The organism is Testudinibacter sp. P80/BLE/0925 (genome assembly GCF_053570785.1).
This window is the reverse complement of the sequence record NZ_CM131636.1, coordinates 1944810-1961109: the sequence shown is the minus strand read 5'-3', so window position 1 is coordinate 1961109 and position 16300 is coordinate 1944810. Positions and strand designations below refer to the sequence as shown.

General features: G+C 45.8%; 16 protein-coding genes. 5 read left to right on the top strand and 11 right to left on the bottom strand.

Translation table 11 applies throughout. From position 1 onward, the window contains the following. Positions 1 to 7 precede the first annotated feature (7 nt). Positions 8 to 1795, bottom strand: coding sequence for a PTS ascorbate-specific subunit IIBC (locus ACWA5Z_RS09455; RefSeq protein ID WP_431051768.1), 1788 nt, complete (start codon positions 1793 to 1795; stop codon positions 8 to 10). Positions 1796 to 2150: 355 nt separating this feature from the next. Between ACWA5Z_RS09455 and ulaR the strand changes: the two genes are divergently transcribed. Together ulaR and ulaG are read left to right on the top strand one after the other, a co-directional pair. Continuing rightward, positions 2151 to 2909, top strand: coding sequence for an HTH-type transcriptional regulator UlaR (gene ulaR, locus ACWA5Z_RS09450; protein WP_431051766.1), 759 nt, complete (start codon positions 2151 to 2153; stop codon positions 2907 to 2909). 59 nt (positions 2910 to 2968) lie between these two features. Then, positions 2969 to 4036, top strand: a complete 1068-nt coding sequence (gene ulaG, locus ACWA5Z_RS09445; protein ID WP_431051764.1) for an L-ascorbate 6-phosphate lactonase — start codon at positions 2969 to 2971, stop codon at positions 4034 to 4036. Between the two features lie 61 nt (positions 4037 to 4097). Here the strand turns inward: ulaG and ACWA5Z_RS09440 are convergent, their stop codons facing one another. The 10 genes from ACWA5Z_RS09440 to yiaK all read right to left on the bottom strand — a co-directional run bounded on the left by ACWA5Z_RS09440 (position 4098) and on the right by yiaK (position 12397). Next, positions 4098 to 4406 (bottom strand): helix-turn-helix domain-containing protein, encoded by a 309-nt coding sequence (locus tag ACWA5Z_RS09440; RefSeq protein WP_431051762.1) that lies wholly within the window; start codon positions 4404 to 4406, stop codon positions 4098 to 4100. Continuing rightward, entirely contained in the window at positions 4407 to 4766 is a 360-nt protein-coding gene (locus ACWA5Z_RS09435; RefSeq protein ID WP_431051760.1) for a type II toxin-antitoxin system RelE/ParE family toxin, read from the bottom strand. Between the two features lie 142 nt (positions 4767 to 4908). Beyond that, positions 4909 to 5604, bottom strand: a complete 696-nt coding sequence (gene araD / locus ACWA5Z_RS09430) for an L-ribulose-5-phosphate 4-epimerase (RefSeq protein ID WP_431051758.1) — start codon at positions 5602 to 5604, stop codon at positions 4909 to 4911. Further along, a complete protein-coding gene (locus tag ACWA5Z_RS09425) occupies positions 5598 to 6458 on the bottom strand; it encodes an L-ribulose-5-phosphate 3-epimerase (protein WP_431051756.1) in 861 nt (286 codons plus the stop codon). The genes araD and ACWA5Z_RS09425 overlap by 7 nt, the downstream gene beginning before the upstream one ends. 50 nt (positions 6459 to 6508) lie before the next feature. Then, positions 6509 to 7993: an FGGY-family carbohydrate kinase gene (locus ACWA5Z_RS09420; RefSeq protein WP_431051754.1), complete on the bottom strand. Its 1485-nt coding sequence runs from the start codon at positions 7991 to 7993 to the stop codon at positions 6509 to 6511. Positions 7994 to 8129: 136 nt separating this feature from the next. After that, positions 8130 to 9107: a TRAP transporter substrate-binding protein gene (locus tag ACWA5Z_RS09415; protein ID WP_431051752.1), complete on the bottom strand. Its 978-nt coding sequence runs from the start codon at positions 9105 to 9107 to the stop codon at positions 8130 to 8132. A 28-nt stretch (positions 9108 to 9135) separates the two neighbouring features. After that, positions 9136 to 10416 (bottom strand): TRAP transporter large permease subunit, encoded by a 1281-nt coding sequence (locus tag ACWA5Z_RS09410; protein ID WP_431051750.1) that lies wholly within the window; start codon positions 10414 to 10416, stop codon positions 9136 to 9138. Beyond that, positions 10413 to 10895, bottom strand: coding sequence for a TRAP transporter small permease subunit (locus tag ACWA5Z_RS09405; protein ID WP_431051748.1), 483 nt, complete (start codon positions 10893 to 10895; stop codon positions 10413 to 10415). Before ACWA5Z_RS09405 ends, ACWA5Z_RS09410 begins: the two co-directional genes overlap by 4 nt. A gap of 23 nt (positions 10896 to 10918) precedes the next feature. Then, positions 10919 to 11383, bottom strand: a complete 465-nt coding sequence (locus ACWA5Z_RS09400) for a YhcH/YjgK/YiaL family protein (protein ID WP_431051746.1) — start codon at positions 11381 to 11383, stop codon at positions 10919 to 10921. A gap of 15 nt (positions 11384 to 11398) precedes the next feature. After that, entirely contained in the window at positions 11399 to 12397 is a 999-nt protein-coding gene (gene yiaK, locus ACWA5Z_RS09395; protein ID WP_431051744.1) for a 3-dehydro-L-gulonate 2-dehydrogenase, read from the bottom strand. Positions 12398 to 12625: 228 nt separating this feature from the next. On the opposite strand from yiaK, the gene ACWA5Z_RS09390 reads away from it, so the two are divergent. From ACWA5Z_RS09390 to ACWA5Z_RS09380, 3 genes are all read left to right on the top strand, one after another. After that, positions 12626 to 13432, top strand: coding sequence for an IclR family transcriptional regulator (locus ACWA5Z_RS09390; protein WP_431051742.1), 807 nt, complete (start codon positions 12626 to 12628; stop codon positions 13430 to 13432). Between the two features lie 219 nt (positions 13433 to 13651). Continuing rightward, on the top strand, positions 13652 to 15196 hold the full coding sequence (locus ACWA5Z_RS09385; RefSeq protein ID WP_431051740.1) for a sugar ABC transporter ATP-binding protein: 1545 nt from the start codon (positions 13652 to 13654) through the stop codon (positions 15194 to 15196). A gap of 11 nt (positions 15197 to 15207) precedes the next feature. Further along, positions 15208 to 16293 carry an ABC transporter permease gene (locus tag ACWA5Z_RS09380; RefSeq protein ID WP_431051738.1) on the top strand — a complete coding sequence of 362 codons (1086 nt, stop codon included), beginning with the start codon at positions 15208 to 15210 and terminating at the stop codon, positions 16291 to 16293. Positions 16294 to 16300 lie beyond the last annotated feature (7 nt).

The window sequence follows — 16300 nt, the reverse complement described above, 5'->3', positions numbered from 1 at the left end:
ATTCTCATTAGTTTTTGCCGAAATGTTGCTGGATAATGGCAATCAATTCATCGCCAAACGAATTCGGATTCAGCATATTTTGCACTCCAAGGATAAACTTGCCTTCCGATACTTGCATTTCACCCGCCAAATGTTTCGAGGAAACGATAATGTCGGTGCTGCTTAACTTGGATTTATAATCGGAAATCGCGCAGGAATCCATAATATTCGGAATGCCTTTTTTATCCAGATAAGCGCCGATTTTCATTTTCATCATCATGGAGGAACCTTGCCCGTTGCCGCACACTGCCAACACCCGCACCGGTTTGATTTCACTCAACCTGTCGTCAACCGCACTTTCATCCTCATCTTCCATAATGGATTCATCCACACCGTAACCGTCCATTTGATCCAGCGTTTTGCCCGCGGCAGCGGCAGCGGCTTCATCGGCACGCAATTTTTTGGACGCATATGCCATATAGACCATGGCAGCAGCGATAATCGCAAAGAAGAACAAAGGAATGCTATTCAACCCTTGTAAGATCGGCGGGAATACCAATGCCCAGTCCGCCATGCCCATCCAGCCGTTAAAAGCGGTGCCGTTATCGGCAAAAATTTGAATCGCCCATGCCGACCCCAAGACTTCGATGATCCCCATCACGAAACAGATTTTCATCACCGACTTCCAACCGCCGAAATGGTTGGCAAATACCCCGATGGTCGCATTCGAGAAGAACATTGGAATAAAGCCCGGAATAATCATGATCGGCGAGCTGAACATCAACAAACCGATTACCGCCACAAACTGACCGATTGCGCCCCACATAAAGCCGAATACCATCGCATTCGGGGAATAAGCATAAATCGCGGCACAATCAATTGCCAACACCGCATTCGGAATAATCCGTTCGGAAACCCCTTTGAACGCTTCGGAAAGCTCGGCAACGAACATGCGCACCCCGGCAACGATCACTTGGATTGCCACGGCAAATTTCAACCCGGTTTCCAAAATATAAATCGTCCAGTGGGTCTTACCCGCCATTGCCTGTAGATTATCCAAGCCAAACGAAAGCAAAATAATGCCGAAGAATACGGTCATCACAATCGCGGTGGCAGAAATGCTGTCATGGAAGATATGCAGCCATTTCGGCAATTTCAAATTATCCACCGAATCATTTTTATCGCCCAATTTCGGGGCGATTTTGGTCGCAATCCACGAGGCGAATTGCTGTTGGTGTCCGATAGAAAAGCCGGCGCCGCCGGTCACGGCTTGTGTGGCTTTATACATGATATTCGATGAGATACTCCAATAAAGCGCCATCAAAATCGCCGTATAAATAATGGTTTCCCACATTGAGGCACCAATCACCAAATAGAATACGGCAACCAACCCCGCCTGTTGGAACATGATGTGCCCGGTGAGCATAATGGTGCGAATGCCGGTAAAACGGCGGAATACCACCAACAAAATATTCAGCGCCAATGCCAATAACACCGCATAACCGACCCAAGAGTAATCATCGCCCATGGTTTCCATGGTCGCCATCATACTGGTATAAGGATCAATCACCGAGCCGGTCAAATGATGATACTCGGATAATTTTTCAATCACCGGTTTGAAACCGCTAACCAAAGTAGAAGCACCGACTTGCACCAACATGAAACCAACAATGGTTTTGATGGTGCCTTTTAATACCGTCGTCGTATCTTTACGCAAAAGAATATAGCCGATACACGTTACCAAACCCAACAATAATGGGGCTTTTGTCATAACTTGGCTATAGAATATGTAAAATATGTTATATAGTGTTTCCATAATTCACTCCATAGAGGTGATAGGATTGTGAGCAAAAATGATAATATTTTTGTGTTTAAATCGATAAATACCGCACTTTGGTCATATATACGATTTCGGAACACATAATAGGTCATTTATTATGATTAAATGAAGATCATTTTTGATTTTATGTGAGCTAGATCTAAATTTTTTTAGTCCTTAACACATTTAAAAACACATGCAAGTTAAGTTCAAATTTATTTTTAATTTATAAATCAATTTGATACTAATAAATAATCAATATTTGAGTTGTTTTGATTAAAAAATCATTGATAATCATATGTGTGATTTGTTATATTAATAAAAAATCACACATAATCATTGTGAGGTTTTTATGACGGAATTAAAAAGACAAAATGCATTATTAGAGCTGTTGCAACAGCAAGGTTCAATCACAGTTACCGAAATTGTGAACACCTTTGGCATTTCACCGGCGACCGCTCGACGTGACATCACCAAATTAGATACACAGGGAAAACTGAAAAAAGTCCGTAATGGGGCATACCCGTGTGAAGAGAATAAAAATAATAACTGGTCGCCGTTGACTATTTATGAAACTGCGAATTATGACGAAAAAGCGCGCATTGCAAAACAGGCGGCAAAAATTTGCAAAAACGGCGACAGTATTGTGATTAATTGCGGTTCAACCGCATTTATGTTGGGACAAGAAATCTGCGGAAAATCCGTACAAGTGATAACAAACTATTTTCCGCTGTTAAATTATTTGATCGAACAACAACATGAAAATTTGGTCGTGCTGGGCGGTCAATATTACAAAGAGAGAAATCTGTTTTTAACTACGGATCAAAAAGCCGACACCTACTATGCGGGGCATTATATGTTCACCAGTGGCAGCGGTTTGAGTGAAGAAGGGCTATTTAAAGTCGATTTGCTTTCCGCCATGGTCGAGCAAAAAATGCTGAACCATGTCAATAAGGTGGTGGCTTTAGTCGATAGCTCGAAAGTCGGACAGCGAATAGGCACATTGTTCTCCCCGGCAGAAAATTTGGACATCGTTATTACCGGCAAAGATGCCGATCCAGCGATTATTTCGGCGCTGCGCAATAAAGGCGTTGAAGTGATTTTGGTGTAATCAATTCCGTGATAGCGAGTCATATCAACAGTTCGTTAATCTAAAAAAAGGTAACTATTATGAGCAAAGTTAATGAAATCACTCGCGAATCATGGATTTTAAGCACCTTTCCCGAATGGGGAACGTGGTTGAACGAGCAAATCGAACAGGAGCAAGTGCAAAAAGGCACATTTGCCATGTGGTGGTTGGGCTGTACCGGAATTTGGTTGAAAACCGCCGGCAATACCAATATTTCCGTCGATTTCTGGTGCGGCACCGGCAAACGCAGCGGCAAAAATCCCTTCATGAATAAGCAACACCAAATGATGCGGATGGGCGGCGTGCGTAATTTGCAGCCGAACTTGCGCACCTCGGTTTTCGTGTTGGATCCGTTTGCGATCAAAGAAATTGATGCGGTGATGGCAACCCATGATCACGCCGATCACATCGATCCGAATGTAGCCGCCGCGGTGTTGCAAAATTGCAGCGACAAAGTGAAATTTATCGGCCCTAAAGCCTGTGTCGATTTGTGGACAAAATGGGGCGTGCCTGCAGAGCGCTGTATCACCGCTAAAGTCGGCGATGTGATTGAGGTCGGCGATGTCAAAGTGCGGGTGTTGGACGCCTTTGACCGAACCGCACTTGTCACCCTGCCGCAAGGCGTCTCGTCAACAGATAAAAGCATTCTCGACAGCATGGACGAACGCGCCGTGAACTACTTGTTTGAAACCGACGGCGGCAACTTATATCACTCCGGCGACTCCCACTATTCTAACTATTACGCCAAACACGGCAACGACTATAAAATTGATGTGGCGTTAATGTCTTACGGTGAAAACCCGCGCGGCGTAACCGATAAAATGACTTCCTCCGATATTTTGCGTGCCGCCGAATGTTTGAATACCCAAGTAGTGATTCCGATTCACCACGATATTTGGTCAAATTTCCAAAGCGATCCGCGTGAAATCGAAGTGTTATGGAAGATGAAAAAGGATCGTTTGGGCTATCAATTCGCGCCGTTCTTCTGGCAAGTCGGCGGCAAATATACCTTCCCGACCGATAAAGCCAAAATGTACTTCCAACACTGGCGCGGTTTTGATGATATTTTTACTGACGAGCCGGAACTACCGTACCGCTCTTTCCTATAATATCGACAAAAAGTCAGGTGGGCTATCATAGTCCACCTTATTGATTTATTGAATGAAAAACTCAAATGCGGAAAATATGGCTATTCCCTGTCGGCATTTCGACCGCAAGGCTCAATTTCCCTCCCATCGTTTCAATATAGCGTTTCAAAGTTGATAATTTTAATTCATTGCCACGTTGCTCAATTTGCGTGATTGCAGGTTGAGAAATCCCTAAATTATCAGCCAGCACTTTCTGTGACAGTTGAAGCTCTTCACGCAACATTGCCAGTCCAGTTTCAAGAACCAGTTCCTCTGTCATTTCCTGAATGCGTTTTTGTGATTCAGGAGATTGTCTCGCAATCAATTCATCTAATGTCGTTAATTTGCTCATTTATTTCTCCAAAGTCATTAAATATGCTGCAAATTCATCATCTGCGATACGGATCATTTTTTCATAAAAACGTTTGTCGTTACTTTTATCGCCTGCACATAATACGATCGCCTGACGAAGTGGATCAAATGCAAAAAATGCGCGTAGTGGTTTACCTTGATGCTGAATTCGCAATTCTTTCATATTGGAATATCGTGATTCTTTCAAGGTATCCGCGTAGGGACGCGATAATTTATGTCCATAAGTCCGCAAGTTATTCAATGCGGATAACACCGATTCTCTTGTACTTTCATCTTGCTCACTCAACCAAATATCAAAACGCTCTGTGACGAGCACCTTCCACTTATTCACACTCCCCATCTAGCCTCTTTCCCCTTTATATGCACAAACCATTATATAAGCCGTAAATTATAAATTCAATTGATAGCGCATAAAAAATAACCGCACTTGCTTCAAAACAAAGTGCGGTCATGGTTAGATGTGAATTATCAATGCATGATTCTTACTGCCCGTAATAAGCATTTTTGCCGTGTTTACGCAGGTAATGCTTATCCAACAAGGTTTGCTGCATACTCTCCGCAGTTGGGTTCAGCTGATAAGTAAACAGATTCATATAGGCAATTTCTTCCAGCACCACGGCATTGTGCACCGCATTGTGCGGATCGCCGCCCCAAGCAAAAGGCCCGTGCGAATGAACCAACACCGCCGGAATATCTTTGGCTTTGATACCACGGGTCGCAAACGTCTCGACAATCACTTTCCCCGTTTCCAGCTCATATTCCCCTTGAATCTCTTCGTCGGTCATCAAACGGGTGCAAGGAATGGAACCGTAAAAATAGTCCGCATGAGTCGTGCCTAATGCCGCCAAATCATGCCCTGCCTGCGCCCAAGTGGTCGCATGGCGGGAATGGGTATGCACAATCCCGCCGATGTCCGGGAATTGACGGTATAATTCCAAATGGGTCGGGGTATCGGAAGACGGTTTTTTCCTGCCTTCAACCACTTCCCCGCTATGCAGATCAACCACCACCATATCGTCCGCCGTCATCACATCATATTCGACACCGGACGGTTTGATGACCACCAAGCCTTTTTCCCGATCAATACCGCTGACATTGCCCCAAGTAAATGTCACCAGTCCATATTTCGGCAAATCCAAATTCGCTTCAAAAACCTGTTGTTTCAATTTTTTTAACATACGAAATTCCCTTCTTTCATTTTAGTTTCAATCCAGCGGCGTGCGTTGATAATTTCCATAATCGGCTCGTCCGATTTTTCCGTCCACATTTCAATGAGGAAAGCGCCGCGATAATTCAAACGTCGCAAGGTTTCGAACACCTTGACAAAATCCACGCAACCTTCGCCGAACGGCACATCACGGAACTGCCCCTTGCAGGTGTCGGTTACGGCGTAAGTGTCTTTTAAGTGAATTGCGGCGATACGATCAATGCCCAACTCCAGCTCTTTCGTGACATCATTGCCCCAAGCGGACAGATTGCCGACGTCCGGATAAACCGTGAACCAAGGTGAGGCTAACAGTTGATCCCATTGTTTCCATTTGCTGATCGAATTCATAAACGGCGTGTCCATAATTTCGACCGCCAACATCACTTGCGCGCTCGCCGCTTTCTCTACCGCCCACTGCATGCCTTCGCTAAAACGTTGTAACGTGCCCTCGTCTTGCTCTTCGTAATACACATCATAGCCCGCCAACTGAATGGTGCGAATGCCGATATCACTCGCCAGTTGAATCGCTTTTTCCATTATCGCATAGGCTTCGGACCGCACTTTTTCATCGTGGCTGCCAAACGGGAAACGGCGGTGTCCGGATAAGCACATCGACGGAATGGTAATGCCGGTTTCTAAGATGGCTTGTACAATCTCCAGACGCTCCGCTTTGCTCCAATCCAAACGTGCCAGCCGCTCATCGCTTTCATCAATTGAAATCTCAACAAAATCAAACCCGCAGCTTTTGGCAATCGACAAGCGATCCTGCCAACTTAAATTTTTGGGCAAGGCTTTTTCATAGATACCCAATTTATGTTTTCTCATTCATTACCTCTTTTACTGTGAAAATCAAAATAAATCATAAAATATCAAATTCAATCATAACAATGATTATTAAAATGCTGCAGACTTTCAAGCAATAATTTATATTTTTTATATTTATTTTGATATTTATCATAGACTGTCGGATCAGGTTCAATCCGTTTCATTTGCGCGCTGACAACGTGTTGCGCTTGCTTGCTGTCGCTAAAGACCTGATTACCGACCATCGCCATCAATGCCGCCCCCAAACAGCCGGTCTCTTCAATTTGTGGAATTTCAATCGGCAAGCCGGTTAAATCCGCCAGCATTTGCATCCAGACCGGCGAACGCGCCGGACCGCCGGTTACTCGGATGATGGAGGTGTTGGGAAAACGCTGTAGCATTCGTTCCAAATGGTATGCCAAACTGAAAATAACCCCTTCATAAATCGCTTGCCATAAGTGATCTTGCGTATGCAGCGATTGCAGCCCGTAAAACCCGGCTTGCATGCCTAAACCGGCATTCGAACCATACAAAAACGGCACGAACAGCACGCTGCTTTGCGCTTTTGGCAAGGCGGCGACCGCTTGGTTAATGGCATTGTAATCATTGATATTCCACTGCTTGGTAAACCATTCCAAATTCGCCGCCGACGTCGGGCTGGCTTCATGTACAATAAACTCGCCTTGTTGCGCATGCCGTCCATAAACAAAAGGCAATGCTTGCGAATCATCAATATGATCGGTAATGCCGCTCACCACAGACCAAGTGCCGAGCACCGCATTCAGTTTGCTTTCATCGTCCAAACCGGCGCAAAGTGCGGTTGACACCACATCAAACAGCCCGCCGACCACCGCCGTGCCGGCTTTTAAGCCCGTCTGTTTTGCCGCTTGTTCGGTAATATAACCGGCAATTTGCGATGAACCGATTATCGGTGGCAATGCCGACATCATTTCTTCAATGCCCAACAACTCGGCTAAGTGCGGATCATACTCCCCTGTCTGCATATTATATAAATTGGATTCGGAAATATTGGTTTCTTCGCAGGCAATTTCGCCGGTCAGGCAGAAACGCAAATAATCGTGCGTCATCAACACGCTGCCGATTTGTGCGTAACGCTCAGGCTCATGTTCTTTTAACCAACGCAAAATCGAGACCGGATGTCCTGTCCACAAAGTTTGTCGGGTTAAAGGATATAAGGTTTGCGGAATCCCGTCCGCCTGCCACTGTTTCACAATCTCTAATGCACGTTGATCGGCAGAAATAATGCCGTAGCCTAGCGGTTGTTTTTGTTTGTCTAATAAATATAATCCTTTGCCTTGCGCGGATATGCCCACGCCTTTAATCGCTTCCGCCGCAATATTCGCCGCTTGAACCGCCCCGGCAATCACCTCGGCACAAGCTGCCCAAAGTGCGGTCAGATCACGCTCCGCCCAGCCCGGTTTCGCATTGATAATGGTTAAATTCTGGCGAAAATTGCCGTATTCTTTGCCTTTGCTATCATAAATCGCCGCTTTGATAAACGTGCCGCCGCAATCGATTCCCAACCAAAAATCCATATTTTTCCCTTACTGCTTAAATATTTAATAGACTAATATTCAATAGATTATTGTTTGAATCATCAAATTATTTCCAAATAATAACCCACTGTATAAAAAGCAGGCTATGTCGAAACATAACCTGCCGATAAACAGATTATTCCGCTAAGGCGTCAACTTGTTTGATCAAGGTGTCGCCATTGCGTTCAATGAAATATTGACGAACCGGCTGTTCTACAATATCACGGAACGGTTTGGTATCCACATGCTCAACAATTTCCATACCGGCTTTACGGAATTTATCCAGAATATCCGCTTCGTTGGCGGCATTCAACTCCCGCTGATAAGCCCCGGCTTCTTTCGCCGCCGCTAAGATCGCTTGCTGCACTTCCGGTGAGAACGCGTCGAATTTCTTCTTGTTCATCACTACCAATAGCGGCGTGTAACCATGATTGGTCAAACTCAAATGTTTTTGTACTTCGTACAGTTTGGTTGACCACACGATACCGATCGGGTGCTCTTGCGCGTCAACCGCACGGGTTTCAAGTGCGGTATAAAGCTCGGACAACGGCATTGGCACCGGATTAGCACCTAACAATTTAAACGCTTCAACGTACATCGGATTTTGGTTAGTCCGGATTTTTAAGCCTTTGACATCATCAGGCGTATTAACCGGGTGTTTCGAGTTGGTGATCGAACGGAAGCCGACTTCCCAGAATGCCAAGCCTTTCAGATCTTTTTCTTCCAACTCTTTCAATAAGCCTTGTCCGATTTCGCCGTCCAACACACGGTAGGCGTGCGCTTTGTCACGGAAAATAAACGGAATGTCGATCACATTCAAGTTGGAAACCAAGCCGCTGAAATTCGGCGAACCGGACATTTCGATATCGATTGTTCCGCCGCGCACAGCGCTGATCATGGTTTGCGCATTGCCTAAGGTGCTGTCCGGGAACAGCGATAATTTCAGTTCGCCTTTGGTTTTTTCTTTTAGTAACTCATCAAATTTTTTCGCCGCGGCATGTTGCGTATCGCTACGCGGCGCTTCATAGCCAAAACGTAATGAGGTCGCAGCTTGCGCTGTCATAGTCGCGGCAACCAGCGTCAAACCGGTTAAAAGTGCGGTTAATTTTTTCATATTGTTCTCCTAAAAGTGAAAGTAAGCGTTAAGGTTGTAACCAACTTAACGGGGTTAAAATTAATGCCGGGAAGAAAATAAAGACAAAGAGTAATGCCAGTAACATGAATAAGTACGGCAGAATACCTTTTGCGGCTTGATCAAACGGCAGTTTGGAAACGCCGGTGATCACATTCAATACGTTGCCAATCGGCGGCGTAATCAACCCGATTGAGGTATTTAAAATGAACAACACCCCAAAATAGACCGGATCAATTCCCGCTTCTTCCACCAACGGCATTAATACCGGGGTTAAAATCAGCACGGTCGGGGTCAAATCCATCACCATACCGATGACGAACACCGCCATCATAATCACAATCAGCAACAAAGTCGGCGAGTCGATTAACGGCTCTAACAGCTCGGTGATCATCTGTGGCAACTCGGCAACCGTGATCAGCCAGCCCGACACTTGCGCCGCCGCCACCAGTAACATTACCACCGCGGTGGTTTTTCCCGCCGCCAATAACACGCCGTACAATTGTGTGATTTTTAACTCACGGTAAATAAACATCGACACTAAAAGCGCATAAAATGCCGCCACTGCCCCGGCTTCAGTCGGGGTAAAAATGCCTAAGCGGAATCCGCCGATGATGATGACCGGCAGCAATAATGCCCACACGCTGTTTTTAAACGAAATGCACAATTCTTGCTTGGTCGCTTTAGAAAAAGTCATCAAATTCAACCGTTTTGACTGCCAAGCCCATAATGCGGCTAAACAAACCCCCATCAGAATTCCGGGGAAAATCCCAGCCATAAACAGTTTGGTGATGGAAACGCCACTGGCGACCCCGAAGATAATAAACGGAATTGACGGGGGAATAATCGGTGCGATAATCCCCGCCGCGCCGATTAAACCGGCGGAACGCTCGACCGGATAGCCGGTGGTTTTCATCATTGGGATTAACATTGCGGCAACCGCTGCGGTATCCGCCACCGCCGAACCGGACAAACTCGCCATAATCATCGCCGCGATAATCGCCACAAAGCCCAAGCCGCCGCGTTTATGCCCGACCAGTTTCATCGGCAAATCAATGATCCGTTTTGATAAACCGCCGACATTCATAATTTCACCGGCAAGAATAAAGAACGGAATTGCCAGTAATGAAAAACTATCGGCGCCACTCACCAAATTCTGCGCCAAAATTTGCGCGTCAAACAGATCCAAATGGAACATCAAGGCAACGGCACAAACAATCAAAGAGAACGCGACCGGAATACCCAATGCAATCGAGCCTAACAAAACACCGAGAAAAATAACAATCGTCATGATAATTCTCCTTGTTTAAGCTGGATTGCCGTGCTTGCCAAACGAACCAGCAACAAGACGCCAATCAGTGCACTCATAATCACACTCGCCAAAAAGTTTACCCCGGTCGGAATGCCGGAAATCGGCGCATAATTGCTCATGTTCAATTCCATTTGCGCATAACTGCCGATAAAAATCAGATAGCAGCAATACAACATGACGCCGTCGGTAAAAAGAGACAAAATCTTTCGTTTTAACGGAGAGAGTTTGTCGGGCAGAACCGTCACTCTCACATGCCCGTTTTCTTTAAACATCAAAATCGCCCCCAAAAACGTGACCCAAACAAACAGATAACGCGATAATTCTTCGGCAATGGTGATACTGGTATTACCCGCATATCTTAAAACAACGTTGGTAAAGACCATGCACGCCATGACCGCCAACATTGACACCACTAAAACTTCCAACACCTTACTGGTATAAGAAATAATTCGATTCATGCGAACCCCCAAATCTCATGTTGTTACAGTTCACCGACCGCAATTTTCACCACGACTTTACGGATCTTGCCGCTTTCGCCGTCAAGACACGCCGGACGGTGCACATCGCTTGGAAAAAATACGGCAAAATTGCCCGGGCGCATGATCAGTTCGGATTCATCGGCAACGCTTTGGTAAAATAAAATATCGCGTGCCGGATCATAAGCTTTTGCAATCGGGTTATTGCCCAAATCGATCGCCACGCCGATCCGTTCATAACCGGCATGCAGATATTGCACATCAAGATAATTGCGGTGAACTTCAGGCAGGATCGTCGATTTTGGTTGTGTTTCCAAATCCAGCACTTGTGCATAGATCAGATCGCCTTTGATCGGATAGCGCCCTGCCGCCAGTCGGTTGAAATCGGTATTTTTGAGGTATTCAAGTGCGGTTTGTACCGCACTTGGATAGTGTTTTGCCTCAAAATTAGAAAGATGACCGAAAAACATGCTGTTACCTCATGACTACAATGATTTCAATTTAGCCCAAACCGTATCGTCAACCGGAATGCCGTTGGCTTGGTTATCCGCCAGAATGGTGGTGAACTCATGTCCCGGCAAGCGCACTTCCACATTCGGATCGGCACGTTCCGCCGTTTTGACATAATCCATAATCCGTTGCAGTTTTTCATCTTTGGTTTTGCCGTCGATCAAACGATCAATTTCAATCGCAATAAACACCTGAGAAACACAGTATTCATCATCTTTTTCTTCGGTGACTTCCGCAACCGACAACCCGTTCGACAATAAGGTGGCGATCATATCCAACACAATCGATAAACCGGAGCCTTTCCAATAGCCCATTGGCAATAGGCGGCGGTTTTTCTCGACTGTCGCCGGATCTTTGGTCAAATTGCCGTCATCATCAAAGCCGGCATCAACAAAGGTTTGGCGACCCGCAAGACGATTGACTTCCAACATGCCGTAGGAATACATCGAGCAAGACATATCCACCATGGTGATCGGGTTGCTTGGAATGGCGATAATCAACGGATTCGTTCCGATACGACACTCTTTCGCGCCCCACGGCGGCATCACCGCCAATGCATTGGTCCAACAAATGCCGATATAGCCTTTTTCCGCCGCTTGCCAGCCGTAGCCGCCGCCGCGCATCCAGTGATTGGCGTTTTTCAATGCGACCACCCCAATCCCGTGCTGATCCGCCAATACCATTGCGCGATCCATCATGTCTTTTGCGGTGAGGTTACCGATTGCTTGGTGGGCGTCCCATTGTTCAATTGCGCCCAATGACAACACCTTGCTCGGCACTGCCGTCGGATCGATATCGCCATTTTCCAGTTGTTGGATAAAGCGCGGGAAACGGTTTACCCCGTGAGAATACGCCCCCGCTTGCGTGGTATCGGCAAACAATGCCGCGCACGACTCCGCCGTTTCTTCAACCACTCCGCGCGCCAACAGGACACGTTTGAATTCTTGTTTTAAGTCGTTATAACTTACTCGCATGTTAAACCTCTTTGCCATTTAAATTTCATATTGTGAAATGATATTTCACATATTGTATTATTTTAAAAAATTAAGCAAATTTAATTCCAAATAAATTTATTTATAAATCAATATGTTAAAAATAATTCCCAATATTGTGATCCTTATCTCATTTTCAAAAGATAAGGCATTGCGTTACGCAAGCATAAAGGGGAATAATGGCGTTACACACCAATAAAGGCTAACAATATGATTAAGAATACTGAAAAAGAAGAAAAAAGAGGCGGCAGCAATCAAAGTTTGATTCGAGGACTGTCATTGCTCGAAATCTTGAGTAATTTCCCCAACGGCTGCCCTTTAGCGAAGCTATCCGAAATCTCAGGATTGAATAAAAGCACCACGCACCGAATGCTGCAAAGTCTGCAAGCCTGCGGATATGTCAAACCGACCAATACCATGGGAACCTACCGCTTGACCACGAAATGTTTGGCTATCGGGCAAAAAACACTCGCCTCCATGAATATTATCAATATCGCCTCTCCGTTTTTAGAGCAACTGAATCTGGACACCGAAGAAACGGTCAATTTTTCAATGCGTGAAAACGGACACGCCATTATGATCTACAAATTAGAACCGACCAGCGGCATGATGCGCACCCGTTCTTATATCGGGCAACACCTGCAACTTTATTGCTCTGCCATGGGAAAAATCTTTATGGCATATGATCAAGCCGACTATCTGCCGCGTTATTGGCGCAGCAACCAAAAAAACATTCAACAGTTAACCTGCAACACCATCACTACTTTGCAAGGCATGGAACAAGAACTGGCACAAATCCGCCAACACGGCTATGCCATGGATGCGGAAGAAAACGAATTGGGCGTCAGCTGTATCGCCTGCCCGATTTTTGATGTCCACGGCAAAGTGATTTATTCGGTTTCGATTTCACTTTCAACCGCACGATTAAATCAATTGGGCAAAAATACGCTGCTAACTTCTCTCAAACATACCGCCAATACGATCTCTCTTGAGCTTGGCTCGACTCGACAAATTTGATCCGAATGCGGAATTTTTTCCGCATAATCAACTTATTACGCATTAAACAAATTCCATTCGGTAAGATCACACCGGCGATGTCAATTTATATAAGCTTGACCGTGCTCACAAAACAGAAATTTTACAATTTCAAATATCAAAATATTATTTCATAATGTGAAAAATATCGAACAAGACATAGACCGGTTTTTCCTATTTATTTTCTAAAAAGGAACTTTTATGCCTGACAACTCTCCTAAAAATCCCATTCTCAGTATGCAGCATATCATCAAGCGTTTTGGCGGTAATATTGCCGTCAACGATGTCAGTCTTGATATTTATCCCGGGGAAATCGTTGCCTTGCTCGGTGAAAACGGCGCGGGAAAATCAACACTGATTAAAATATTAGCCGGTATTTATCCCTATGATAACGGGAAGATCCTCTTTGAAGGCAAGCCGATTCATTCCGCCCTCTCCCTCAAAACCGATACCCAACAACCTATCTCCTTCATCCACCAAGATCTCGGATTAATCGAATGGATGACGGTCGCCGAAAATATGGCTTTCGTGATGGGGTTTCCAAAACGCTTTAACATGGTGAATTGGCGCAAAGTGCGGTCACAGGCGGAACAAGCGCTGAAATCCGTCGGGATTCGGCTCGATCCGGACACACGTGTTTTTGATCTGTCGCGCACAGAAAAAGCCTTACTGGCAATTGCCCGGGCAATTGCGGTGAATGCCAAAATTCTGATTTTAGACGAACCGACCGCGTCTCTGCCCGCCAGTGACGTAAAACATCTGTTTTCGGTATTACAAACCCTGAAAGAAAAAGGGGTTGGCATGATTTACGTCACCCACCGCTTAGATGAAGTCATCGAGATTTCCGACCGTATTTATGTTATGCGTGACGGTTTTCCGGTGGCTGAAGGGGCAACCCGAAACTATTCGGTAAAAGAATTGGTGAAAGTGATCGTCGGCGAAGAAACGCGCCACCATCAGCGTATGCCGTTACCGCTGCATAGTGAAGAAGTGCTCAAACTCACGGATGTGACTGTCGGTGACACCGGACCGGTTTCCTTCGCGTTGCATAAAGGCGAAATGATCGCGCTTGCCGGTTTACGCGGTGCCGGACAAGAAGAGATCGGACGGTTATTATTCGGATTACGCGACTTGGAACAAGGCAATATTCGATTGCTTAACCAAAACTATACGCCGCACTCGCCAAAAGACGCTATTCAACATGGTATTTCCTTGGTAGCGGGGGATCGCCCCCATGAAAGTTTGGTGATGTCGATGACGACAACCGAAAATTTATTTATTAATCCCATTATTACCCAAAAAACCGCACTTCGCTGGTACGATCGGGCGGAAGAGTTAAAACAAAGTTGGTTTAAATTCCAACAGTTTGATATCCGACCGAAAAATATGTTTATTGAAGTCAGCGCATTATCCGGCGGCAACCAACAAAAAATTGTGATGGCGCGTTGGCTGCATCTCAATACGCCAATCTTGATTCTGGAGGATCCGACCGCCGGTGTCGATGTCGGCGCCCGCGCCGAAATTTATGACGTGCTCAATAAAGCCTTGGCACAAGGGGTTGCGGTGATTGTGATTTCTACCGATTTCGAAGAGATCGCACACCTTTGTAACCGTGCAATCGTTTTCAACCGCGGCAGCGTGGTCGGTGAACTGCTCAATGAAGACATTACCTTTTCGAATTTATTGCAGCTTTCTTCTGCAACGCCAACCTCTTTTTCATCATCTTCCGTTCATTCAGCGATATAAGGATATTTATTATGGCGCAAACTTCAGTTAAATCAACCGCTCTTGAGCAAGCGGTCTCCTTACGTCAAGACGGTTTCACGGCGTGGTTTTCGCAGCAAGCAACCCGTTACGGGTTATTATGGTTATGTATTTTGTTGGTCATTATTTTTTCACTCGCCACACCGACCTTTGCCTCAATGTTAACGCTGAATGCGATTTTAGAAACCAAATCGAAAATCGCCCTGCTTGCCCTTGCCGCCACAATTACCATGATTGTCGGCAAAATCGACTTAAACGTCGGTTTCGGGATTGTGCTTTGGCATATTTTAGCCATCAGTTTGCAGGTGCAATTTGGTTTCTCTTGGCAAATGGCGGTCATCACCGTCCTGATTATCGCCGCACTTTATGGATTATTAAACGGTATTTTAGTGGCACTTGCCGACATTGACAGCTTTGTTGCCACCCTCGGTTCTGGAACCGTGCTGTACGCGGTTGCGTTGTGGCATTCCGGCGGTCGCCAAATCGTCGGCGATCTGCCCGAGGCGTTTTATGAGTTGAACAGTTTCGAGCTGTTCGGCATTCCTATTTCCGCGCTCTATATGTTGATTGTTGCCATTGTACTTTGGCTCATCACCGAACATACCGCAGTGGGCCGTTGTATGTATGCCGTGGGAGGAAACCCGGCCGCCGCCCGTTTAAACGGGATCTCAATCAAAAAATACACCATTGTCGCCTTTATCGCCTCCAGCACATTAACCGGTTTCACCGGGGTATTGATCGCCGCGCAACAAGGCGTCGGTCAAGCCAGTGTCGGCATGGATTATCTTTTACCGGCGTTGGTCGGCGCATTTTTAGGCAGCACCACCATTCGTCCCGGGCGTGTCAATGTGTGGGGCACCGTGGTCGGAATCGCAATTCTGGCTATCGGAATCTCAGGAATCCAACAATTCGGTGGCGCCTTCTGGGTTGAACCGTTATTTAACGGAGCGACGCTGTTACTCTCCATCACGATCGCCGGATATGCCCAACGCAAACGCTTACTCAACCAAAAATTAATTCAGAAAAAAGCCGATGTGGAAAAACCGTCTCAACCAGCCGATAAACACTCTATCCAATAACTACGAG

What these genes read in the sequence shown, in the direction of transcription:
- ACWA5Z_RS09455 (WP_431051768.1), bottom strand. Translation starts at nt 1,795, where the DNA reads ATGGAAACACTATATAACATATTTTACATATTCTATAGCCAAGTTATG.
- ulaR (WP_431051766.1), top strand. Translation starts at nt 2,151, where the DNA reads ATGACGGAATTAAAAAGACAAAATGCATTATTAGAGCTGTTGCAACAG.
- ulaG (WP_431051764.1), top strand. Translation starts at nt 2,969, where the DNA reads ATGAGCAAAGTTAATGAAATCACTCGCGAATCATGGATTTTAAGCACC.
- ACWA5Z_RS09440 (WP_431051762.1), bottom strand. Translation starts at nt 4,406, where the DNA reads ATGAGCAAATTAACGACATTAGATGAATTGATTGCGAGACAATCTCCT.
- ACWA5Z_RS09435 (WP_431051760.1), bottom strand. Translation starts at nt 4,766, where the DNA reads ATGGGGAGTGTGAATAAGTGGAAGGTGCTCGTCACAGAGCGTTTTGAT.
- araD (WP_431051758.1), bottom strand. Translation starts at nt 5,604, where the DNA reads ATGTTAAAAAAATTGAAACAACAGGTTTTTGAAGCGAATTTGGATTTG.
- ACWA5Z_RS09425 (WP_431051756.1), bottom strand. Translation starts at nt 6,458, where the DNA reads ATGAGAAAACATAAATTGGGTATCTATGAAAAAGCCTTGCCCAAAAAT.
- ACWA5Z_RS09420 (WP_431051754.1), bottom strand. Translation starts at nt 7,993, where the DNA reads ATGGATTTTTGGTTGGGAATCGATTGCGGCGGCACGTTTATCAAAGCG.
- ACWA5Z_RS09415 (WP_431051752.1), bottom strand. Translation starts at nt 9,107, where the DNA reads ATGAAAAAATTAACCGCACTTTTAACCGGTTTGACGCTGGTTGCCGCG.
- ACWA5Z_RS09410 (WP_431051750.1), bottom strand. Translation starts at nt 10,416, where the DNA reads ATGACGATTGTTATTTTTCTCGGTGTTTTGTTAGGCTCGATTGCATTG.
- ACWA5Z_RS09405 (WP_431051748.1), bottom strand. Translation starts at nt 10,895, where the DNA reads ATGAATCGAATTATTTCTTATACCAGTAAGGTGTTGGAAGTTTTAGTG.
- ACWA5Z_RS09400 (WP_431051746.1), bottom strand. Translation starts at nt 11,383, where the DNA reads ATGTTTTTCGGTCATCTTTCTAATTTTGAGGCAAAACACTATCCAAGT.
- yiaK (WP_431051744.1), bottom strand. Translation starts at nt 12,397, where the DNA reads ATGCGAGTAAGTTATAACGACTTAAAACAAGAATTCAAACGTGTCCTG.
- ACWA5Z_RS09390 (WP_431051742.1), top strand. Translation starts at nt 12,626, where the DNA reads ATGATTAAGAATACTGAAAAAGAAGAAAAAAGAGGCGGCAGCAATCAA.
- ACWA5Z_RS09385 (WP_431051740.1), top strand. Translation starts at nt 13,652, where the DNA reads ATGCCTGACAACTCTCCTAAAAATCCCATTCTCAGTATGCAGCATATC.
- ACWA5Z_RS09380 (WP_431051738.1), top strand. Translation starts at nt 15,208, where the DNA reads ATGGCGCAAACTTCAGTTAAATCAACCGCTCTTGAGCAAGCGGTCTCC.